Raw genomic sequence first — 24,214 nt, 5'->3', positions numbered from 1 at the left:
TTGGCTGGGCTGGGTTACTTAAGCACTGGCTGGTATGTCCATGACGAGGGTTGTACTCGTGTGACCATGTCATCCCGTTTGAGATCACAACATCGTGAAACACTGCCTCTTTTAGTTTTATTGAGCTATCGTTCCCCTTAATTCAGTAGACAGCCGTTCGGAAACCTTTAAATTCCTCAAAATAATAAAATGCATGATCTACGTAATAGAGTCAATTTGAACAATGGGTTCTATTTATCAAAAGGTAGGTGCAGGTAATTCATCAATTTTCAAACGTACTAAACTATACGGTTTTTTTCGCAGGTCTTTTCCATAATGAAATCTTGCCTGTCTATGTAATTGGTTCACAATTACATATAAGTATTGATCCGGACCAATAGAAAAAGTATCTGGCCATAAAATTCTGGGATCATGGGCGATGGTTTCCATGATTCCATTCGGCAATATCTTTCGAATACTATCGTTTTCATAATCTCCAGCATAAACGTTTCCTTTTGCGTCCGTGATCATCCCATCAGATGCCCCCTTCTCTCCCCAATACTGCACAAGATCACTTAACTTGAAATCCAGTATCGTTCTGTCTCTTAACGATTCTGTTGAGATTGAGTATAGCTGGCGACTGGTTAATGGACAATAGAATAACATTTTTCCATCAGGGGAAATGGCTATACCATCAGAGGCCAACCGAAAGGGAGATGTCGAACCATCCGCGTTTCGATTCATCAAAATTTTGCCTTCCACTTTCGGTACAAAATACGGATCGGGTGAGGTTGAGCTGGCTCCATGCAACCGTCTATACGCATTTCCGTTTTCTAAATTTACGACGATAATAGCGCCTGGACCATTGGAAGAAGAATCCGTTATATATGCGTAACCTGCTTTACCTACACGAAAGTCTAATCGGACATCATTCAAATACGTTGTCGGCAAGACTACATCATCTGCAAATGTATATACTTTTCTTATTGTATTTGTTTCTAAATCTACCGCGACTAATTTTGCCCCTCCTTTAATTGGCTCAGAAAAATTTGGTGCAGCCGTATCCAGTACCCACAGGGTTCCCCTTCCATCTGCAACAACACTTTGGACACTGATGAAGGACATAGCGATATTCAATGGGTTGATCAAATTCGTTTCTAAATTAGGATAAGACTGCAACTGACCCTCAACAATTTCCGCTACCGTAAATCTAACGTCATCTCCCCATTTCGGAAAGCAAATGAAGATACGCCCGGTTTCTGACACACTAACGCCTGTAGGCATAGCCCCATAAAATGAATAAACGAGTTCTAACTTACCGAAATATTCTTCCATAGGTAACATAGTTTTTTTTGATATCCTCCCCACCATATTTGAACGGATATTACCTATAATATGTTTAAAACTTTTTCTAATGCCTAGCTCTTAATGATTCTTTTTCTAACCAAAACATAGACGCAGAGTAGAGTAAATCTCTGCTGGTTGTTGCACCTCAATTTTATGATGCCGACCAGTTTGTAGCTGGTTAGTCATCAACATCCGTGCAGGTAAGTAGCATCATGCGACACATTGGCGATGTGGATTTCACTTTGCTGCCTGTAATACTTGTCTTTTGAATGAGTGTGCGGTGCTCAAATACGGAGATGAGCTAATTTTTGTCGATAATTCTAAAATGAAGATAGGCTAACTTCAGGAAGAGATCAAAGCCGGCATATTGTATAAATGGGGATTCACTGCTTAATAATAACGAATTTAATTAAGTTTTTTGAAAATGTCCAAGACATCTCAAAAAACAAAAGGCTTCGGCGCAAGCCGAAGCCTTTTGACGGTGACTCTCCGTTGTCTTTGGCAAGTAGTTCGTCTGAAAGTCTAAAAACCTCATTATTTTCTCAAAAGTCAAATTCATACCTGAATCGAGATAATTCAAGTCTACCCACCATCACAATACGGTTTTTCGTACGCATCTTTACCTACGCGATTGCCCTTTGATACGATTCAATCAGTAATTCAAGATGACCTTATTATTTTTGAAATGGTGACTTTTCCGTTCTCTTTACATATTAATAGCACCTGAACCTATTCCCTCTGACTTTCCCAATCCAAAAAAGAACTGACCGTCGTAGCTTCTTTCTTTTATATGTCCAGTAGTATATAAATAAAGATTTAATAAAATGAGTGGACTGTTTAATCAGTGCCTTTCATAAAATTCTGAGTCAAATGGAGTGAAGCCTCTTTTAGAGTATTAATAAAAATACGTGTCGCAGCACTCAGGTATTTATCTTTCCTGTAGATAATTCCTATATATCGAGCAAGATTAACATTTAAAATGGGAATAATTCTGATACGAGGATGGTTAAGATACTCTAAGTAAGGTCGCGGTAATATAGTTACCCCTATCCTATCTATAACCATATTAATTAAAGATTGCATGGTTGTAATTTCAAAGACCGGTTCTGGAATAAACCCCACATCTTTACAAGCTTTATTTATAAGCTGTCTTATAAAGTATTGTTCAGGAAGTAAGATGGAAGGTGTTGTTTGCAAGACTTCTATACCTAATTTATCCTGATTCTCTAACGGGTGTCCAACAGGCACTGCAAACGCCATTTCCTCTCTATATAAAGAAATGGTTTCTAATTCATCCCCTTTCATAGGTAAAAAAACAATGCCTATATCCAGCTTATTTTCTAACAGTTGTTTTTGAATATCCCCAGTACGTAATCCAAACACAGATATCTTAACACCAGGATATAGATGATGGAAACTACGTAATGTGGGCGGAATGAGGTAATTTTCAACGGTTAACAAGGTGCCTATAGAAATGGTTCCTCTTTGAAGGCCATTTAGTTCATCTATTGAGGTTTTTGCCTGTTCCAGTTCATGAAAAATGTTACGTGTATACTTTAAGAGTAATTCCCCTGATTCCGTAAGAGCCGTCTTTTTACCAATGCGATCAAATAAAAGTGTGCCAATTTCATGTTCTAACAAACGAATTTGTTGACTTAAAGAAGGTTGAGAAATCCCTACCTTTTCTGCTGCTCTTGTAAAATGTAGCTCTTGGCACACAGCGTAAAAATATTCAAGTTGTCTTAACTCCATTCTTAAGCCTCCTGATTTAAAAGGTAATAGTTCCTACCTTTGCATTTTTGCAAGTTCATTAACATAAATTTCAATAGAAATACTATAAACAATCTTAGATATTACACATTATATCATAGGTTAAACCTATGGTTATTATATAAATAATTGAATTGTACTATTGATTGAACTGTCTTAGACTATTAGTTGCACAGAGATCCAAGTAAAGTCTTTAATCCTAAAAGTATAAATTCTTTAAACTGTGTAAAAATTTTGTGGGGGTGATAAGATGGGTAGTCAAAAAACAGAGATTATCTACTACAGTGAGTTTTTAATAAAGAGTAGTAAGCCTGCCGTTCGAGCATGTTCATGGAAATGGAAAGACATTTATCCATTACTCAATTAATCTGTATCGGAAGGCTTTCTTTAAAGTGGCCGTGGAACATTGTCACTCATTCTTACTCATACAGGGGATACGCATGGAACTTCATCAACTATGAAAGTAGTCGTCCAAATTTTTAAACCTGGTGGGCATAATAAAGCGCATTGTCATACTAATGTAGCTCTCAATCTAGTATTTCAGGGCGAGGGTTATAGTATCGTGGATGGAGAAAAGATTGAATTGAAAAAAGGTGACCTATTCTTAGCTCCTCCTTGCTCTGCTCATGAACATTGCAACACTTAGCAAACAGAGGATGCTATTATTTACACGTTTCAAAATGTACCGGTTCTTGGGTAGTACACCTCGTCACATAGTCAAACCAGATACACAAACAAAGAATAACTAGAAAAGATTAGTTAATACTTTTGGCCTGAAGAATGTAACCAAACTTTAAACAACATGAACATAGAACAATTTAGTCATTCAAATATACCTTTTAAAAATTATCTGAAAGGATTTAGTATTTGACCTTATGTACAAATTAGTTCTTGTAATGTATATACACTGGAGGATATAACTGATGAAAAATTTTAATGTTGCTATTCCAACTCCCTTTCGTGATGATGAGAGCTTATATTTAGAAGGATTCAATCCTATTGTTAAACATTTAACAGATAACGGGATAGATTCACTACTTGTGTCTGCTACGACAGGCGAACAAAATTCAATGAGCATTGAAGAACGTATCCATATTATTGATTATTTTAATCAACAAAAATTTGAAAATGTTGAACTGATGTTTGGCGTATCAGCTACAACAACAAGAAATGCAATAAAACTGGTTAAAAAGCTTGAGGAATCTGTTTTTGATTCTATTCTAATTCAGTTTCCACCTTACATTCAGCCGACACAACAACAAGCTATTTCTTATATCAATGAGCTGCTACAACATACCACCAAAAACGTTGTCCTTTATAATAATCCTTTCCGAACAGGATTTGAGCTAAGTGCTGAATCATTAAAGACTGTTATTAACCAGAAGTACTCTAACCTTGTAGGACTTAAAGAAGAGAGTGATGCCAAACGTCACCATAATACTGACTTACCAGATGATTTCATCATGTTCGCTGGTGGAGATGTAAATCTTATAGAAAAGATAATGAATGGATGTAATGGACTTTCTAGTATGGTAGGGAATGTTTACCCACAAGAAATCAAACAAATTTTTAATGACTTATTAATGAATAAACCAGTAGACCTTTGGAAGATAAAACAATTAATTAATAAAGTTACAAGTGGTCAAGCCATCATAAACATAAAAAATCACTATAATTCTTTAGGTATAAAAGTAGGGGCTTGTCGTTCTCCTATTAACTAACGGGAGAAGTCCAAAAATTCGCTTAATTTAATTAAAATGTTTAAAAGTAACCGTCAAGTAGAAAACAACATTTTATTATGTTCTCTGCTTTACGGTTACTATTGTGGAACAATATGGAAGTGTGGCAATCCAAACAATAAATGAATTGATTACCTAATTTAGAAAAGCTTTAGTATTAAATGCGGAGGATCTATAGCGATCATGGGTATTTCACAAAAAACCAATCAACTAGGACAACCGAAACCGGATCTAAAGCCTAGAATAGGATTACTTATTATAGGTATCATCCTAATGGGAGCCAATCTCAGAGCCCCACTAACATCAGTGGGTCCACTAATAAATTCTATACGTGACAGTTTAGGCATATCTAATATGCTAGCAGGGACAATAACTACAGTACCTTTACTTACTTTTGCATTCTTATCCCCTTTTGCCCCTAAGTTAGCTCAACGTTTTAGTACGGAGTTTATCCTATTTATTTCTTTAATCTTATTAACCATTGGATTTGGAATACGTTCTTTTGGTGGTGTAATAACCTTATTTATAGGAACAATCTTAATTGGTTCATGTATTGCCATTGGTAATGTATTACTCCCCAGTCTCATTAAACATAACTTTGCACAAAATGTAGGAATGATAACAGGGATTTATATAGTCTCTATGAATTTATGTGGAGCTATTGGATCCGGTATAAGTATCTCCATCTCCTCATTATCAGGGTTAGGATGGTCAGGAGGTCTCGGATGCTGGGGAATCTTATCTCTTCTTACACTTTTCTTTTGGTTACCACTAATACAAAATCAACATAAATCTATTAGATTTGTACAAACTAAAAAGAAAGTTAAATCTATAAACTTATGGCATTCTAAACTAGCATGGAATGTCACGTTATTTATGGGTTTTCAATCCTTAATCTTTTATACCATGATAACGTGGCTTCCTGAAATTCTTGAACAAAAAGGGCTGAACACTCATGCAGCTGGCTGGATGTTGTCTTTAATGCAATTTGCTATGCTTCCTACTACGTTTATTGTCTCTATTTTAGCTGGACGTTTAAAGAAGCAGCATTCATTAGTACTGGTTTCAGTCGTCTTGCTTATTGGAGGGGTATTCGGTATCTTACACGGAAGCACGATCCTTATTCCAATATGGATAATTATGGTTGGAATTGGAGTGGGATTTGCCTTTAGTTTAGCTATGATGTTTTTTAGTTTACGTACTCAAGATACGAATGAGGCAGCAGAATTATCCGGTATGGCTCAATCATTAGGTTATCTTTTGTCTGCTATCGGCCCTGTCTTATTTGGATGGTTGCATGATGTGACACATAATTGGAATACTTCCTTACTGATGTTAGTTTTAACTTCTGTTATTATCTTTATCACGGGTATAGGCGCAGGAAAAAATGAATATGTAGCATAGGATACCAGTCAGTAAACAAGAATACTTGGTTTTTAACCCAGTCTCAAAAACATTTGTTTTTGGGACTTTTTTGTAATTGGTATTAATATATAAAGGGGAATGGATAGTTGAAAACAAGAGAACTTCTTACCAACTGTCGCTATTTTATTGAACTAACGTTTCCCGTGAGTTGGACAAGATTATTAGAACTGAATGCTAATCCGTACTGGGATTCATAAATTCACTTAATCATTAAGCTCCCTGGAAATGATTTAGTTTCCTCACTCAAGCTCATGGAAGCGCTGCATGCTATTGTGCCGAACGGTACGACATATTTCTTGCAAATTACAATTAATATCTATTTTACACAACTAAGATAAGCCGTCCCCGACCCTCAGCCTCCAGTCATTACATCATATGGTAGTACCAACAGGGTATTCAAAATCACATTCACCAATAAGAAGAAGCCAAGCTTGCGACAAATGACGGATTGCAAAAAGCATGAATGAATTCATGTTTCTTTTCATAATGGATAGGAGCTATGGCTTTCGCTGTTGCTTCTGTGGCTATCCCTCTGCCGATGTGTCTATGGCTTAAACCTATACTTACAATCAAATATATAAAATCCTTATTAAATAAAGACTAAATAATAATTTAATCAAACTAAAAGAAATACGGGTTTTGTGAAGATGTCTTAGAAAACCCGCATAGCAACGTGGATTCTTCATGATATAAATCAGGTAAAATTCATCAATCTCACTGTATTTATCCCTGAGGCTAGACTTAGGGAAGATTTGTGTCACTACAATCCTTAGTCCATATTCTCTCCATTTTTATCCAATGACAAAAATGTTCCTACATTAATGACGCAAAGTTACCTAAATAGGTTCACCGATTTCACATTGATCCTTGAAGTCCATTTGTTCATTTTAATTGCCTTGTAGCTGGCTGCCAGGATATTGTTAAGTATCTTTTGAAACAAAAAAAAAGAACGACTACCTACTGGAAGCCGTATAAACCGTGCTAAACAGTTATTCTATTATTAACTCACCCTTAATTCTATACTTCACCTTATTATTAGAATGCTCTTCTTCCCTCTTCGCCATATGTATCTCAGGTTCAATCAAAAACTCTTCTGTACATAATTTACTTTCATTATTCGGATCTTTGTACACCAATATGATATTCAAACTGAATAAATCCAAGTTTTCATTAAAGGCCTTTATGTTCAATAAGTATATGTACCATCTAGGAAGATGTATTTTTATACCGTGTTTTTCTGCGCCAACAGGATGAATCGTTTCCAATTCCTCAAGATGAAAACTGATTTCATGTTTAATATTTTCTACTTTGTTAAATGAAATAACGACTTTTTCTTCTTCCTCAGAAAGATAAAATGAATGATTATCTTCATCATTGAAAGCTGTATGATCTTTCATAAAATCATTTAATTCATCAAAATCAACCGCAATCTCAACCATGACATTTTCTGCTGGGATATTTCCATGATTATAAACTTCTAGATAAACACTAGATTTATCGTCTTGAAACGATGATTCCTTCACACCACTTCCCCAGTCCTGAAAGAGTGATTGATGGAGTTCAACTTCAAATGTTTTAGACGGTATGGCTAAGTTTACTTTTCTACTATTCTTCTGTTCGTCACTCGCCGTTTGATGACTCTTTTTCAATCGAAGCACAGCAAACACAGAAATGAATGTCGCTAATACTACTCCACCAATAGAAATGATTAGTACCAATAGTTGTATCTTCACCGATTTGTCCTCCGTTCCTATTTTCTTCATTATACACTATCCACTTATTCACTATATCTATGAATGGTGTCTAACTGCTAAAGCCCTATGTTTGATCACACAAAGATAACGTTAATGTTGCATAAAAAAGAACCCACGTTTTCATGGGTTTTAATCAGTCCATTATAAGAAAATCCGTCATAAGGCAAGCAGGCACTCCTTGTTCACCTAGCACCCAAAAGCTTACATCACTTTCTCATAACCTCTTATCTACGAATTTCGCAAATTTCTTTCAAATGTAAAGTATTCGTGAAAAAATTGACTATCCTGCCCTTTAGTTTAATAAAAGGGCCTCTGTCGCCGTCGATGGAATCCTATCGGGAATGTAACAATGTTCTGTCACCCGACAAATGATAAATTGTCAATTAGCTGGAGAACATTATTTAAAAACACACCTAATACAAAATGCAACTCACCTCCATCTAGAAGTAAATGAACTTTGCCAAATTATTTTCTGATCTTGCTGATGAAAAATGGATATTTAGGGACCTTTTCGTATGATTTCCTATGTGAATGTGATATTTAGTATACTTATATATTCATTTAAACTTGACTTTTGATGCCCATAATAAGAACGTGCCTTTCTGCTCTTCTGCATTACAGGTAAATAAGCTCTTCACTACAAATCCAGACGACCAAACTCCCAACCTAACTTTCCTCATCTCTTTTGTAATCTGTCGTGCTGATTGAGCACAACAAAAAGAGATCAACGGTCGGAACACGTTGATCTCTTTTTGTCGTCTCACTCTGATTTTCTTTTTCTACCGTTCTCGTCACTCGCAGACCGAGAAGATACAAACTCAGTATCCTCAGGGTTATGTGTCCCCCTCTGTTCTATTTCTAATGCCTACAGTTTTTTGGTGTTTGGATATCCAATGTCACTGGATCATTTCAAACGGACAAAATGTATTTCTCCAAGCCTATTTTCAAACCGTCTTCATCATTACTCGATGTGACCCAGTCGGCAATTTTCTTAACTTCCTCTGGCGCATTCCCCATTGCAATTCCTAGGCCTGCGTACAAAATCATATCCATGTCATTATAGTTGTCTCCAATGGCCATCGATTCACGATAAGTAATATTAAATATCCCCTCGAGTTCCTGAATGGCATACGATTTGGACACCATCTCATCCATAATTTCCAGATAGGTTCCCTTGGATTTATAGACACTGATACCAGTAACTTCATTTTTGATTTGTTGTACAAGCCGCTCAACGTCTTCGGGAGGTCCCATGCATAAAATTTTGTGAGTATCATGATCTTCTTCTATATATGAGGAAAGCACCCTCTGTATGGGAGAGCCATTAATAATTCCCGCTTCCTGAATTACCCAAGGATTTTGAGTGTTATCAACGATCCACTGGTCATAGCCATATAAGTTAAAACTAATAGAAGGATAATGATCCGATACAATATCGTATATTTGTTTAATGCTCTTTTTCGATAAACAGATGCTATGGAGGATTTCCCTATTACAGCCCAATATTAGACCACCGCTATAACAAATGACGGGAGCATTAATATTGAGCTCTTGCTGAAGAGGAAAAATGCTGCTTGGCATTCTCGCTGAAACGAGTACAAAAGGGATATTTCCTCCCACAACCTTTTGGATTGTATTTTTGGTGTCGAATGTAATTTGATGTTTTGAATTTAACAACGTCCCGTCAATATCGCTAAAGATTGCTTGTATCATGGCCCATGCTCCCTTGCGATTTTTTATCACTTTTCTTCCTCAAGCACCTTGATAACTTGTACTCCGCTATCCTGCAACATCAGCAATGAATGCTTCGGGGCATCCTGATTTGTAATTAGAATATCAATTTCGGAAAAACTCAGACCTTTAAACGGGCTTGTTAAATTAAATTTTTTGAAATCGGCAAGTAAAAATACTTCTCTGGCACGCCTCGATACCAGCTTTTTAACTAAAGCATCATCACGGTTCGCAAAATACACTCCGTCTTCCATAATGGCGGCAGCTCCTAAAAAAGCTTTGTCAAAAAAAACATCGTTCAACTGCATAGCCGTGTCGTAGTCATAAAAAAAACGGTTTTCATGATTAAATTTGCCCCCGAGCAAATTTATGTTAATTTCACTTTTTGCTGATAAAGCTTCTGCATTATCCAACGAGTGTGTGTAAACCGTCAGATTCTTGTCCAATTGCCCACAGAGCAGTTGAATGGTAGTCGATACATCCATGAAGCATACATCTCCGTCAGCGATATGCTCAGAAGCTGCTTTTGCAATAAGCATCTTTTGCTTTGTTGCTGAGGTTACACGTTCCTTGTAGGCTCTTATTTCTTCTTTTAATAAGGGTAAGGCAATACCTCCATGGGTTCTGATAACCCCCCCTTCATGAACAAGCTTAATAATATCCCTTCTTGCCGTATCTCTCGAGATGTTCAATAAATCGCAAATTTCCGAATTTGATAATTGGTTACGGCTTTGGAGATACTCTAAAATTTTTAAAAGTCGTTCCTCTTGGTGAATATAATCCCTCCCCCTTTCCCTATATTCATCATAAGCAATTTAACGCTTTTTGTTAAGTGTTTCTAAGTGTTTTTTTCGAAAATTAAGCAAACCGCTTATATTGGGTATTTCACATGATAAGTCCCCGATCCGCATTCACATCGCATTAAGAGTCCAGGGACTTTATTCATTTTGCCTATTTATTGATAAATTCAATCTTTTGACATCTGCAGTGTCGGTTTTTACTTTTCGCAGTTGCGTGTTTCTCGCACGTTTAGTTTTAAGTGGATTGATTATAAAATGCTTGCACTCCTCGCGTATTAAAATTAGGAAACTAATCCTCGATGGTAATGGCCGGTTGCTTCCAAAATAATAACGGCTCCCTGCCCGAGTTGAGCTCTTCCTCTATTGGCACGTATGTTACCCGTTAGTGCGATGATCGCCCAAATATATTAGGTGTCTCGACGTTCTATATGGTTCGGCGTCATGGGCAACAAAACAAAGAAAGCAGCTGATCACATTGGTCGGCTGCTTTCTTGTTATTATAGAGCTAACGGCTGTAAAAAACTTCGATAACATTACCATTCAAGACATTGCAGACCAAGCAAACGTAAACCGTGGTACGATTTATCTTCATTATGAGGACAAATATGATTTATTGAATCAAATCATGAGACACACATTAATGAATTAAAAGAAATAGATACCTGGGCATGTCAGATGGAATGGGCTGATGCTCTTGTTCCATATTTGCAGCCAAAAATCCATGTCCGCTAATGATAAGCGTATAGAACGGTTAAAATGTTAGCGAGCCCCCTTATATTAAACTTCATGATCCTTAAATTATAAATATCTCGCTACATGCTTTCTAACAAACACATTTCCACCTGTAACTAATGTAAGTTTCATAAGATCCACCTTCTAATTAACTTAAAAATGTCCTAGCAATCACTTGGTCTAGGTGCAGAAGGGCCAAGACCAATGGAACAAAGCCAATTCAGTACTACCTCATGCAGCACGTTGATGTTGTCTACCTGGCAGTGTTCTAATCCGCCAAGTCTTCTATCCTCTATGGCGAAGAACGTCTTGTTTTTCGAACCAGCCTGCTCGTAATTTTTAAGAGCTTGCGTTAGTGGATTGGGCTGAACTAATATCTCTTCCGCACCGTGCATCACAAGAAGCGGGCATTCTATCTGGTGAAGCACGCCCTCGAGATTGTAGGCAAAACGAGGATTTTCCGCAAAGTCATCCAAGCTTTTTGCACCCAGGATTCTCATGCCGTGAGCAGCCAAACTCGGCGGCATCCATTTTAGCATTGCTTCCCAGTCGAATGCGTGGGTGCCTCCGTCAGAGATGACGGCAGCAATCCTGTGGTCGAAGGAACCAAATCTAAGGGAGTCGTATGCCGCAAAGCTCTCACCATGGACAATAATCTTGCTAGGATCCACTTCCGGTCTAGTCAGAAGAAAGTCGATTGCTCTTGAATGAAAAGCCTCGCTGTCAGCTCGTCTGCCCTTTCCCTTTTCGTACATTGAGAGACCGGTCCCAGGCTGGTCATAGACCATAAAGTTATATCCACACGAAATAAAGGCAGGCCCTAACCAGAAATAGTTCTCAATTGACCACTCATCACCACCATTGAGAGCCAAAATTGTGGGCTTCGGACCTTTTATCCAAGAAGGTGAGAAAAAGTACCCATCCAACTTGACATCCTCATAATCTACTTGGATTTTCTCTGGTTTGACATCGAAGTACTTTCCGGCAGCTTCGAAGAGTTCATTTACCTTCCTAAATATACGGATTTTCTCGGTGTCATTATCCATCACAGCATATTCAGCGATTCGGTGGTAATTACAAGCACGAATGTAGCAGTTACGTGCTGTATACCAGTTTCCAAAAGCTTCTGCCTCCTTGCCATGCCTTTCCAAGGCCTCTGCTGTTATGAGCCATTCCCTATGCCATGTTTCCTTATCATTGGGATCTATTTTTTTGCATGCTTCATAAATTTCGGTGACATCAGTAGCACCAAGACTTGCCATGCCTAGAGCTTTAGTTACTTGATATGACATCATATAGTTGTTTGGCCAACGGCTGAATTCAATTGACATTGCAGTATCCTCCTTTTCTAGCCTATTGATTACTCCCGTCCTTCTCTGATTAAGCACAAGGGTGTATGTTTCGAAATGAGCACCTATCTATGTCGGTGCCGCAAACTTGATTTTCTACCATATCATTTCCTCCTATCAATTTACTTGTAGCGTTTAAGCTACAAGTAAATTTTAAGATATAAAAATAAAGCTTCTCTAAAAGGAAAATAAATCTTTATAAAGAGAATATAAAAAATCATAAAGTACTAAATAGCAAAAAGACCACTGCCTATGTTCTGTACTTCAACCAGCAGCGGCCTCTAAATTATTGTAAAAAAATAAAATTAATGTTTTGCAAGTGGAAGGCTGAACTTTATGCCCAGACCGCCATACTCAGAAGAATATGCATAGATTTCTCCACCATGATGTTCAATAATTGATTTACAGCTTGCAAGTCCAAGCCCTATCCCGCCATTTTCAATTTGCCGAGATTTATCCACAGTGAAAAATTTAAGAAATAGTGAAGAGATATCCTTATCCGGCACTCCAGTCCCATTATCCTCAATTTCAAAATAGGCATAAGAACCTTGTGAGTATCCAGTCATATACACTTTCAACTCATTTTTTCCTCCATATCTTACAACATTACTGAAGAGATTACCAAAGACCCGACCTATCATAATTTCATTGACCATAAGCATTACATTTCCCGTGAATAAATGTTTGTAAACAAGCTCACAGTCAAGTCCTGATAGCTCATATTCATATTCTAGGGCAATGTTTTCAAATAATTTTGATGCATCGACGGGTTTCACAGTCATGGATTCTAAATCCTGTTTCTCTTTGGTGAAGCTTACAAAGTCATTGATGAGTTCAGCCATATATTTTGACTTTTTTTGTATCAACTCATAATATTCCTGCTTTTCATTTTCTGATAGACCCTTTTGCATACCTAACAGTTCAGCAAAACCATTAATAGATGTTAATGGTGCTTTTAGATCGTGAGCAATGGCAGCAATGATATCCGTTTGCTCTTTGTGTGCTAGTTGGAGCCTCTTTTCCATCTTATTAAAGTGATTATAAAGGTCTCCAATTTCATCATTACTTCTTAATGCAAGTGGAGGCAATGGATGCACAATATTTATTCTTTCCAATCTGGTATTAAGCAGTCCGATTGGTTTTTCTATAAAAAAATAAATATACATAATCAAAATAATAAAGATGAAACAGGCAATAGCAAATATAGGAAAGAGTAATCCTATATATGAGGGATTCAGTAACGAACTGGATATAGGTGAATATGCTGCAAAGATAAACTTTAAATAGATTCCAATTGAAACCATAAAAACTATAAACATCACCAGGAACAGTAAAGGCAGCTTTATTTTCAGTTTCATACCATTACTCTCTTTCCTTGTACTTATATCCGATGCCCCAAATTGTTTTAATAAAATCATATTCAGGACCAAGTTTCTTACGGATATTTTTTATATGAACCGTTACGGTATTTAATTCTCCGTATTCGTCTCCCCAGACATATTCATATATCCGCTCACGAGTCAATACATTATTGGGGTTATGCATGAGCATGGACAATATTTGAAATTCCTTTGTTGATAAGTTAAGCTTTCTGTTATTTAGAAATGCTTCAAAGGTCTTATCATTCAAGATGAGAGGAGAATCAGTCCTTTCTCTATTGGGACTAAATTCATTCCACTCTTTAAGCAGTCTGTCAACTTTTCTGAAGTTGGCCCTTATCCTGGAAGTAAGCTCCTGAATGCTAAAGGGCTTTGTCATATAATCATCTGCCCCTATTTCGAGCCCAACGATTTTATCAATATCCTTATCCCGAGCGCTTAAAAACAGAATTGGAGCATTATAAGAATTTCTGATGCTTCGGCAGACATCAAGACCATTCATACCAGGCATCATTATATCAAGAATGATGAAATCAATGTGATTTTCTTTCAATGCACATAAGGCTTCTTTCCCAGAATATGCTGGAATCGTTTCAAATCCCTCATAACTTAAACTCTTTGTTATGAGTTTTACTATATCTTTATCATCATCTACAACTAATATCTTTTTTTGCACTTTTGCACCTCCGAGCTGCTTTAATATACTTTTGCGAGTCTACCAGTTGCGGCAGCATGATGCAATGAATACAATAACAAGAATAGCGATCAGATTGGCCATCCCGCCCTGTATGAGAAACGGATAAAACGGCTATCCTTAAACAATAGATTCACATCTTCATCTTCTACTGCAAAATAGTCAAAGCATTCAAAAGCCTGTCACTAGCAGTCTGGAAGATTTGATGGATATACTGCCGGTTTTCTTTATATGGAATGGTAAGTGAAATTTTCAGAATATCCCCTACATGCTCTGACTCGAAGAAAATAACCTTGTTGACATTAGTCTGTGTGCTTTCGGTATATAGATTGTCGAGCAATTCTGCATCATCGCGTCCCTCACCTAAATAGTTGAATACGATGGGCAGCTGCCCAAGTCCCTTTTTCAAAAAGCTACTGGATACCGGGTAAGCTTCCTCCATTTCCGCATTGAAGATCAGGTTGAAAAAGTTCAAATGATAGCGTGAAGCAAAGTCCAGATGGGTATGGATGCTCTTTTCATAGGGTTCCATGTCATCTTCCTGCAGTACAACGGGGATATGATCAATACACTCGCCTACGATTCCAAAATAATTCCGGTCGCCATATTGTCTTCCATAATTAGTAAGCCAAAGCGGAACATCAGAGCCTTCGAAATAGCTGCTGAAAAAACGTACAGCCATTTGAAGCGAAATCTCCCACATCATCGCAGGGCCGTGCTGCTCTGAAATTCCGTCTAAATTCAGCGTCCAGCGATATCTAGTAGTGTCAGCATAGTTGCGTTCTTCGGTCAGCGCGTGGATACGTTCATTATTCTCACCAAACCTCTGAAGTTCGAATTGCTCGCTGATTTCCTGATCTCTGATTCCTTGAGGGCCTTGACGGATATGGTTCACATAATCCCGGTACTGCACCTCTTCTATCGTATATTCCTGTTGCGGGTGATGATATTCATCAAGAAGCTGTCTGCGTAAGATGTCGCTGCTCGTAGCATCAAAGATGATGTGCGAGCAAGGAAATAACAACAGATGTTCACGCAAATTTAAGCGAACCAGGACAATCCGGTACTGCAACGATTGTGTAAGTTCATAAGGTTCTAAAAACAGGCTGGAAGCGATAGATAAAAGTAGCCTACGTTGTGCTTGTACCGGCTGATCCGAGAGATCAACAATCGGTAAAGAAAGATGCTCTGGAGCTGGATGCAGTTCCCATTCCCATGCTCCGGACGATTGAACAAGCACACTTCTTAGCAATTCATGGCGGTGAAGAAGCCGCTGAACTGTTGCGGTCAAACGCTCGGTGTCCAAGTAGCTATCTAACTGTATTGCCATGCCCGAGCCTGTAAAATGCTGCAAATGATACTGCTGAGCTGGTGCAAGCGGATAGCACCCAATAGCATTTAGACTTAATATATTGGTATTCCAGCTTATATTTGACTCGGCAATGCTAGCAAGCCATTCATCGGCCTGTAGTTTAAGTAAGGTTTCTTGTTCTTCGTTAGTTGGTAGAGTCCCAAGAATTCTATCTGGTTCGTCGATTCCCCAGCGAACGATATAATGGGGATGAAGGTCTGGATGGATACGAGATTGGATAAACGCTGTGATTGCCTGAACTTGTTCTGTGTGAAAAGGCTTAACTTGCAGGAACAAATAGTCTTGCTTATCGGCGGATACGAAATGAAGCCATGCCTGTACACCAAACGCATCGGCAATTGCCTGCTCAACCTCCTGAGTTTTCGCAATAAGCGTATCCCTGTTCTCTCCGCCCTCTTCACCACGTTGTAACAGCTTGGCCAGGTTTCTGATCGTTTGATATCGCAGCAATTGATGTATATCCAATGGAATGTTCGATTCCTGCATTTTGGATACCAGTTGAATGGCCTTCAATGAATGACCTCCAAGCTCGAAAAAGCCGTCGTCAATGCCGACCTTTTCAACGCCAAGCACTGCTTGCCACAGGTTCGCCAACTGTTGTTCCACTTCATTAGTCGGAGCAACATATTCCATATCGGTACCGCTGGCCATTTCTGGTTCAGGCAATGCTTGGCGGTCGATTTTACCGTTCGTTGTCAGAGGAAACGCCTGCAGGAACACATACTGGGCAGGAATCATATAATCCGGCAACTGGCCAGTCAAATGGGTCTTCATATCACTCTTAGATAGCGGTACGTCGGTTGAGATATAAGCACAGAGCGTTTTTTGACCATCGTTTGTGCTTTTTACCGCTACGTGCGCCTCCTGAACTGCATCATGCCTCATGAGCTGGGTTTCAATTTCCCCAGGTTCAATACGAAATCCGCGGATTTTAACCTGCTGGTCTATACGTCCGAGATACTCCAGATTGCCATCCGGTAGCCATCTGCCCAAATCACCTGTCCGATACATTTTTTCGCCCGGAATGAATGGATTAGGGACAAAATTTAGCTGGGTCAGATCATCCCTGTTCAGATAGCCACGTGCCAGACCATCCCCGCCAACACATATTTCTCCTTGAGCACCAATAGGAAGCAGCCTGCTTGAAGAGTCCAAAATATAAACGGTTGAATTGCCAATTGGACGACCAATAGGAATGCGGTTATATTCCTTATCAATCGGGAAATAAGTAGAAAATGTTGTGTTTTCCGTGGGGCCATAGACATTGATAATGTTCAGCCCCGGAGAATATGCTCTCACCGTATTAATGATCCCAGGTAAAAGTACATCCCCGCCCACCAGCAGGTGCTTTAGCGAAGCAAAGAGATCTGGTTTATGCTGAGTGAGTTGGTTAAACAAGGGCGATGTCAGCCACATCGTTGTAATATGATATCGATCCAGCGCTTCACCAAGCTGAACAGCATCCAAGATTACGGATTCCGGTACAATGTACAAGCGCAATCCGTTCAGCAAAGCTCCCCAAATTTCAAAGGTACAGGCATCGAACACGAGCGCCCCTGTTAGCAAAATGCGTTCGTTCTCGGCAAACGGCATGTAATTGGTGTTCTTCACTAGCCGTATGACATTCCGGTGTTCAATCATGACACCCTTGGGACGCCCGGTTGAACCGGATGTATACATGACATACGCCAGGTCGTCTGCCGTCATCGATTCAGAAAGAATGAAGTCGTCTGAATCGTAGGAGTTGATGTCTGCCAGATCCAGAACCATACCGGAGAAATTGAAAGTGTTCATCTGTTTTCCCTTGCCGGACAGGGTTAGCAAAATTTCGCTGCCGCTATCCTGAAGCATGAACATAATCCGTTCCTGCGGATAAGAAGGCTCCAGCGGCAAGTAGGCTCCACCCGCCTTCAAAATACCAAGAATACCGATAATCATTTCTGGTGAACGTTCAGTCAAGATGCCTACGATGGTTTCTGACACAACGCCCAGTTTCCGCAGTTTCGAGGCCAGTTGATTAGCTTTTATATTTAATTCGCGGTAGGTTAGCTCACGATCTTCAAATACAACCGCTACTGCTTCCGGTGTTTTCTCTGCTTGTTCTTTAAAGGCGCGATGTATAGTGTGATCCGATGGGTACGGTCTTCGTGTATCGTTAAATTCAAACAAAATCTGTTGTTTTTCCTCTGCCGTTAAAAGATCAATCTCCGAAACCCGGATATTTGGGTTCTGAATCACTTGCTCCATGATTTGGATGAGGTGGGCAGCCAATTGTTTGATCGCATTTTTGTTATACGTCAATGCATTATAACTAAATTTGATTTCCAGCTCGCGCCCAGGCATGACGATTACATTTAAATCATAGTTGGTCTGTTCAATATCCTCAACTTTACCAACACGGAGAGATTTGGATTTTACTTCCGTGTCCACAAGTTCTTCCGAAACGGGGAAATTCTCAAAGGCAACAATATGCTGGATCAGGTTTTGTTTTAGTACACTATGGGCTTGAATATCAGCCAAGGAAAAATAGGAATACCGATTGGACTCCATCAAGGAATCCTGTATAGACGTAAGCAAGTCGGAAAACCGAAGTTCTGCGGAGCTTTTAATACGTACAGGTATGGTATTAATGAATAATCCGATCATATTTTCAATCCCAGGGATTTCATCAGGTCTGCCCGACACAACGGACCCGAAAATGACATCATTACTATTGTTGTACGCTTGTAGTAACAAGCCCCATACGGTTTGAAATAAGGTGCTGACGGTGACACGGTTTTGCTTCGCGATTTGTTCCATGCCTTGGGTCAGCTGCTCTCCCCATGTGCATATGAGCTGCTCTGCCTGAAACGAAGAATCAACGGAGCGGGTATAGCCGGGCACGACGGTTTCATTTTCAAAATCATCCACATAATGGTTCCAGTATGCTACTGCTTCCTCTTTATTTTGTCTTTTCAACCACTGAATAAAGCTGCTGAATGGATAGACGGGCTCTAATGTTAAAGGCGTATCGTCCCGAAGTGATGTGTAAATTTCAAAAAAATCTTTGGCTACCGTTCGCAGGCACCAGCCGTCCATAATTATATGATGAGAAATCCAGATAAGCTTCGAGATATCCTCATCCCACTGCACAAGCGCTAACCGGATAAGAACTTCCTTCTCCAGGTCAAAACCTCTCTGCCGCTCTTCCTGTAAAATGGCTTGAAGTCGTCTCTGCTTTTCCGCCTCTGGTAGACCGCGCACATCTTCGGTATGCACAGGAGTAGCTGATCGTTCCTCCAGTACAACCTGAAGCGGACGATCCGTCTCCTTATACACGAATACCGTACGGAAAATATCATAGCGGTCAATCAGCCTTTGTAGGCTTCGGCTGATTAGGTCGGTATCCATAGCTTCATGAATGGTAATAATCGTTTGTTCGAAATAAGCCTCTGACTTTTCATCAGCTATGGCATGAAATAGCATTCCCTCCTGCATCGGGGAAAGCGGATAGAGGTCTTTAATTTTCACTTGGTGGTTTAACAGCTTATCTGTCAAACGGTTTGCAATATTTTCAAACTGGTCCAAAGACAATTGCCCATATGTAAAATCCGTCGGGCTTTGTTCTGCTGTTTCCTTAGCACAGCAATGGCGAATAAGTTCGATCAGATGATTCTTAAAGCTGGCTGTAAGTTGCGTCACCGTCGATTCTTCATATTCATGCGCGTTATATTCGAATACAATGCTGAGTCTCTCCTTAGCCACCACACCATGAATACCAAAGCCGGGTGCTTTTTCAGTCAGAGGGCTGATTGCAGAACCGGCAAACATGGATAGTGCCGAGGTACGCCATGTTGTACCTTCTCTGGCTTCTTCGTCAAAGCTAAAGCTAATCTCAGGTGGCTTGGCAGAAAAAAGGGTTGTTTTATCCTGCTGCTCCCTGTTGGTCAAATAGCGTAAAATACCATAGCCAGCACCCTGGTTGGGTACACGCCGCAAATTGTCTTTAACCAGCTTGATTTGATAGGCCAGATCTTCGGGCTTGCTCACATGTATCACAAACGGATACACGGACGTAAACCGGCCAACTGTACGGGATACGTCAATGTCTTTAATACAATCCGTCCTGTTATGACTAGCCACCTGGACTGCAATTTCAGCATGTCCGCTCCATTCATAAAAAGCTAATCCTAGCGCCGTCAGTAAAATATCATTTATTTCTGTATTGTAGGCATGGTGCGCGTGTTTCAACAGGTTTTCAGTTTCTTCCCGGCTGAGTGTCACTTCTGATTGGTGTGCGTCACGGATGAGGCTAACCGAAACCTCATGATCTTTTGGCAGAGGACGTATCTCACGGGCTTCTACTTCATTCCAATAGTTTATTTCCTGACGCACCTGCGCGCTTTGCGCGTACTTGGATAAACGTGCTGCCCATTCCTTATAGGAATCAGTTTTGGCAGGCAGTTGTAGCTTTCGACCGTTAGCAGCCTGCTTATAGGCTTTTTCCAGGTCTTCCAACAGAATTTTCCACGATACACCGTCTACGACAAGATGGTGAATGACGATTAATAAATGGTCGGCTTCCTGCAGCCGGAATAAAGCCAAGCGCACAAGCGGGCCGTTGCGCAAATCAAAGCCGCGTTGTAACGAGTCAGCCAATTGTAAGATTTCTGCCTCAGGCTGATCAGCATGTAATAAGTTGTAGCTTTCCAATGTGAAGCATTCACCTTCGGCTGTGCCTCTGTTATAGGCGACAGGTTCTTTTTCTCGCTCATCAAAGGTAATTCGCAAGGCATCATGGTGCGTGGTCAGCTTATCCATGGCACTTCTCAGCCAGGTTTCATTCCATCTTTCGGTGTTCTGGAGCATGACAACCTGATTGTAATGATGACGTTCGGTTTGATGATACTCAAAAAATTCCCACTGGATTGGCGTCAGCTCCACTGCACCTTGGACTGCTCCTTGCGGGATGATCCGTGTTATTGTCTTAATATAAGGAACGATCAAATCAATCTGCGGATGACGGAACAAATCCTTCATGTCCATTTTGAGGTCCTTTGCATTCAACCGGGCTGCAATTTGCAGTGCTTTGATAGAATCTCCGCCAAGCTCGAAAAAGTTGTTGCGCAGGCCAATCGGTTTAACGCCAAGAACTTCCTCCCAGATGGAAGCGAGTGTCTGCTCCAATTCGCTCCTCGGCGCTTCATATTCGATATTGGTCAACACAAAATCTTCGGGTTCTGGAAGCGCATGGCGATCAATTTTGCCGTTATGGGTCAAAGGCAGTTGATCCAGCACGATAATATGTTGGGGCACCATATAGCTCGGCAACTGCTTGGCCAGCTCTGTCCGCAGGAAGGATTTGTCGGCTGTTCCTGCTACGTAGGCGCACAAATACTTTTGTCCGGTCTTATCCGTTCTATCCGTAACTACCGCTTGGCGTACCTCGTCTAATTGGAGTAAGGCCGACTCAATTTCCCCAGGTTCGATCCGGTAGCCACGAATTTTCACCTGAAAGTCAACTCGGCCGATGAAATCAATGTTGCCATCCTGCAGCCAGCGTGCCAGATCTCCGGTGCGGTACAGACGCTCTCCGTTCACAAAAGGATTCGGTACAAATTTCTCCGCCGTCAGGTCAGGACGGTGCAAATATCCGCGGGCTACTGAGGCACCGCCCAAGCACAGCTCCCCGGCTACACCGATCGGGAGCGGACGCAAAGCCTCATCCAGGATATATACTTTATGATTGGGCAGTGCCTTTCCAATCGGGACGATACCGGATGAAGGCAGACGTTCAGCAGTTTCTTCATAAAAGCTGGAATCAATTGCCGCTTCGGTTACACCATAGGTATTCATGATGCGCATCGTATCACCGAAGCGATTCAAAAGTGTCCGATAATTATCAACGCCAAAGCTGTCCGCGCCTGTAGTAAGCAGCTTCATGGCACTGACATCTGTACCGTGTACATAAACATAGTCCATAAGCAGCGTCAACAAGGCTGGCGGAGCTTCAAACGTCGTAATTTTATGCTGCTCGAGGACCTGGGCCAAAGCTGGAGGATCGTTGCGCACATCCTGCGGGCAGATGACCATGGTGCCCCCGTTCACAAATGTCTTGGCCAGATCACCTGCAAAGACATCGAACGACATACTGGCAATCTGAAGGAGCTTGACTGGAAATTCTTTTAACTGGTGAGCTTCTCTATAGCCCCACGCCGTATTTACGTAATGGCGATGCTCGATCATCACGCCTTTGGCGTTGCCCGTCGTTCCCGATGTGTAAATGACGTAAGCCAAAGCCTCAGGATCATGGATAGGTGTGTAAGTGGGCCCCTGTTGGTAGGCCTGCTCCGCTTGTGAAGCTTGTTGAAGTAATACTGGCAAATCCAGCACTTCACCTGCGAAATCCACATCTGCCAGTAGTTCAGTCAGGGAAGATTGCGTGAGCATAATCGTAGCCCTGCTATCCTTCAGCAGGTAAGCAATTCTCTCCTTCGGGTAGGTCGGATCGACAGGTACGTAGGCAGCTCCCGCTTTCATAATGCCTAGCACAGCGATAATCATATCTGCTGAACGCTCAAGCATCACGGCGACGAGATGCTCGCGTTCGACCCCGCGGCTTTGTAGCGCTTGAGCAAGCAGATTGGCCTTCTCATTCAGCTCAAGATAGGTCAGTGCGGTATCTTCGTAGATGACAGCAGTCTGTTCCGGCACACGTTCTGCCTGCGCCTCAAATATTCCATGGAACGTCCCAGCAGGATAGGCGGCAACCGGTCCGCTCCATACATTGGTGAGCTCAGCCTTCTCGCTAGCAGTCAGCAGGCGAATGTCCTCCAGCGGGAGTTCAGGTGCATGTGCAATCTGAACGAGTACGTGCTCCAAATGTCCGGCTAACCGTTTCATGGCTTCATCGCTGTAGACATAGCTGTTGTAGGACAGCATAAAGCCCAGTGCTTTTCCGTCTTCTACTTCGATATTGAAGTGGTAAGGCGTTTCTTCAGATAACTGGGCGTCCTCTACGACAAATCCAAGCCGTTCCTGCAAATCAGGCCGACCAACTATATCCTCCAGTGGGTAGTTTTCAAATACAACAAAATGATCCATAAGTTGCTGCTTGAGCACAGACTGGGCCTGTATTTCAGCGAGTGAACAATAGTCATATGCCCGTGATTGAACCATGTTGCGCTGCACTTCACGAAGCAGACTTGAAAACGGCTGGTCTGCACCCCATTTGATTCGTACCGGTATGGTGTTTATGAAAAGTCCCAACATCTGTTCTACACCTGCAAGCTCCGGCGGCCGACCGGAAACAACGGTGCCGAAAACGACGTCTTCACTTTGGTTGTATCCTCCAAGCACCACTCCCCATGCGGCCAGAAACAGACTGCTAAGGGTTGTGCCGTTGTGTTCTGCCACCGTTCGCAAATGACGGGTTGTTTCATCCGTGAGTGTTATTTTATGCTCATGTAGCAGGTACCCGGTATCTGCCAGGAGTGAATGTGCTACAGGCAGGGTTGGCAGCACGGCTGGCTGATCATAGCTGTTCAGAATGGACTGCCAGTACTCCTTCGCTGCCTTCTTATCCTGCTTATCCAGCCAGCGGGCATAGCCCGTATAAGGCTGCGGTGTCGGCAGTTGTACAGTCTTACCCGCTTTCAGTGCTTCATAAGCCGCGAACAGCTCTTCCATAACGATGCCGAGGCACCAACCATCCATAATTATATGATGAAAGCTTAAAAGTAGCGTATATACGTGCGTTTTGGTTTGAAGCACCGTCAGACGAATGAGTAAATCCTTGCTCAGATCGTAACGCTGGTTCTGATCTGTGTCTGCATAGCTGCGAATGGCTGCAGCTTGCTCTGCCTCGGGAATATTTATCAAATTCTCGTAACGAAGCACCGCATTTCGCTCCTTAAACACGATGAGCCGCGAACGGGAGGCGCTTTGATGATAAATATTCGAACGAAGCGCCTCATGACGCTGCACCAGAGTCTGGAAGCTCTTTTGCAGAGCCTCCAGGTTCAGTTCCCCCCGGATGGTCATTCGTACTTGCTCATAGTATGCCTGTGATTCTGGCTCCATCACTGTATGAAAGAGCATCCCCTCCTGCAAAGGCGTTAAATTAGCCACTTTTTCGATTTCAAGTTTTTTACTCATCGGATTT

The 24,214-nt window shown here is 41.0% G+C and carries 12 protein-coding genes and 1 pseudogene; 4 read left to right on the top strand and 9 right to left on the bottom strand.

The genetic code is table 11. The annotated features are described in order from the left end of the window. Positions 1–237 precede the first annotated feature (237 nt). Together KSP24_RS16675 and KSP24_RS16670 are read right to left on the bottom strand one after the other, a co-directional pair. Positions 238–1,323, bottom strand: coding sequence for an L-dopachrome tautomerase-related protein (locus KSP24_RS16675; RefSeq protein WP_216975874.1), 1,086 nt, complete (start codon positions 1,321–1,323; stop codon positions 238–240). A gap of 840 nt (positions 1,324–2,163) precedes the next feature. Beyond that, a complete protein-coding gene (locus KSP24_RS16670; RefSeq protein WP_216975873.1) occupies positions 2,164–3,078 on the bottom strand; it encodes a LysR family transcriptional regulator in 915 nt (304 codons plus the stop codon). Positions 3,079–3,553: 475 nt separating this feature from the next. On the opposite strand from KSP24_RS16670, the gene KSP24_RS25665 reads away from it, so the two are divergent. The 3 genes from KSP24_RS25665 (at position 3,554) to KSP24_RS16655 (ending at position 6,239) form a co-directional block, all read left to right on the top strand. Next, complete coding sequence (locus KSP24_RS25665; RefSeq protein WP_025679522.1) at positions 3,554–3,742, top strand: cupin domain-containing protein; 189 nt, start codon at positions 3,554–3,556, stop codon at positions 3,740–3,742. Between the two features lie 277 nt (positions 3,743–4,019). Continuing rightward, a complete protein-coding gene (locus KSP24_RS16660) occupies positions 4,020–4,817 on the top strand; it encodes a dihydrodipicolinate synthase family protein (RefSeq protein WP_029515236.1) in 798 nt (265 codons plus the stop codon). Between the two features lie 201 nt (positions 4,818–5,018). Next, positions 5,019–6,239 carry a CynX/NimT family MFS transporter gene (locus KSP24_RS16655; RefSeq protein WP_216975872.1) on the top strand — a complete coding sequence of 407 codons (1,221 nt, stop codon included), beginning with the start codon at positions 5,019–5,021 and terminating at the stop codon, positions 6,237–6,239. Between the two features lie 1,010 nt (positions 6,240–7,249). Here the strand turns inward: KSP24_RS16655 and KSP24_RS16650 are convergent. The 3 genes from KSP24_RS16650 to KSP24_RS16640 all read right to left on the bottom strand — a co-directional run bounded on the left by KSP24_RS16650 (position 7,250) and on the right by KSP24_RS16640 (position 10,521). Beyond that, positions 7,250–7,993: a hypothetical protein gene (locus tag KSP24_RS16650; RefSeq protein WP_367949347.1), complete on the bottom strand. Its 744-nt coding sequence runs from the start codon at positions 7,991–7,993 to the stop codon at positions 7,250–7,252. Between the two features lie 930 nt (positions 7,994–8,923). Then, entirely contained in the window at positions 8,924–9,727 is an 804-nt protein-coding gene (locus KSP24_RS16645; RefSeq protein ID WP_049816871.1) for a Cof-type HAD-IIB family hydrolase, read from the bottom strand. Positions 9,728–9,753: 26 nt separating this feature from the next. Beyond that, positions 9,754–10,521, bottom strand: coding sequence for a DeoR/GlpR family DNA-binding transcription regulator (locus KSP24_RS16640; RefSeq protein ID WP_367949355.1), 768 nt, complete (start codon positions 10,519–10,521; stop codon positions 9,754–9,756). A gap of 490 nt (positions 10,522–11,011) precedes the next feature. Between KSP24_RS16640 and KSP24_RS16635 the strand changes: the two are divergent. Further along, positions 11,012–11,256: pseudogene (locus KSP24_RS16635) on the top strand (TetR/AcrR family transcriptional regulator); the annotation flags it as partial. 185 nt (positions 11,257–11,441) lie between these two features. Here KSP24_RS16635 and KSP24_RS16630 read toward each other — a convergent pair. From KSP24_RS16630 to KSP24_RS16615, 4 genes are all read right to left on the bottom strand, one after another. Beyond that, positions 11,442–12,608: an alpha/beta hydrolase family protein gene (locus KSP24_RS16630; protein ID WP_216975869.1), complete on the bottom strand. Its 1,167-nt coding sequence runs from the start codon at positions 12,606–12,608 to the stop codon at positions 11,442–11,444. 323 nt (positions 12,609–12,931) lie between these two features. After that, positions 12,932–13,984 carry a HAMP domain-containing sensor histidine kinase gene (locus KSP24_RS16625; protein WP_216975868.1) on the bottom strand — a complete coding sequence of 351 codons (1,053 nt, stop codon included), beginning with the start codon at positions 13,982–13,984 and terminating at the stop codon, positions 12,932–12,934. 4 nt (positions 13,985–13,988) lie between these two features. Beyond that, a complete protein-coding gene (locus KSP24_RS16620) occupies positions 13,989–14,681 on the bottom strand; it encodes a response regulator transcription factor (RefSeq protein WP_040103713.1) in 693 nt (230 codons plus the stop codon). A 166-nt stretch (positions 14,682–14,847) separates the two neighbouring features. Beyond that, positions 14,848–24,207, bottom strand: a complete 9,360-nt coding sequence (locus tag KSP24_RS16615) for a non-ribosomal peptide synthetase (protein ID WP_216975866.1) — start codon at positions 24,205–24,207, stop codon at positions 14,848–14,850. Positions 24,208–24,214: the final 7 nt, after the last annotated feature.

It is taken from the genome of Paenibacillus sp. AK121 (genome assembly GCF_019042715.1).
Lineage (GTDB): Bacteria > Bacillota > Bacilli > Paenibacillales > Paenibacillaceae > Paenibacillus > Paenibacillus polymyxa_C.
The sequence above is the reverse complement of the archived record's forward strand: the minus strand, read 5'-3'. Positions and strand labels throughout refer to the sequence as shown.

Coding starts and splice junctions, on each gene's coding strand:
- KSP24_RS16655 (WP_216975872.1), top strand. CDS start 5,019: ATGGGTATTTCACAAAAAACCAATCAACTAGGACAACCGAAACCGGAT.
- KSP24_RS16675 (WP_216975874.1), bottom strand. CDS start 1,323: ATGTTACCTATGGAAGAATATTTCGGTAAGTTAGAACTCGTTTATTCA.
- KSP24_RS16670 (WP_216975873.1), bottom strand. CDS start 3,078: ATGGAGTTAAGACAACTTGAATATTTTTACGCTGTGTGCCAAGAGCTA.
- KSP24_RS16625 (WP_216975868.1), bottom strand. CDS start 13,984: ATGAAACTGAAAATAAAGCTGCCTTTACTGTTCCTGGTGATGTTTATA.
- KSP24_RS16660 (WP_029515236.1), top strand. CDS start 4,020: ATGAAAAATTTTAATGTTGCTATTCCAACTCCCTTTCGTGATGATGAG.
- KSP24_RS16615 (WP_216975866.1), bottom strand. CDS start 24,207: ATGAGTAAAAAACTTGAAATCGAAAAAGTGGCTAATTTAACGCCTTTG.
- KSP24_RS25665 (WP_025679522.1), top strand. CDS start 3,554: ATGAAAGTAGTCGTCCAAATTTTTAAACCTGGTGGGCATAATAAAGCG.
- KSP24_RS16630 (WP_216975869.1), bottom strand. CDS start 12,608: ATGTCAATTGAATTCAGCCGTTGGCCAAACAACTATATGATGTCATAT.
- KSP24_RS16645 (WP_049816871.1), bottom strand. CDS start 9,727: ATGATACAAGCAATCTTTAGCGATATTGACGGGACGTTGTTAAATTCA.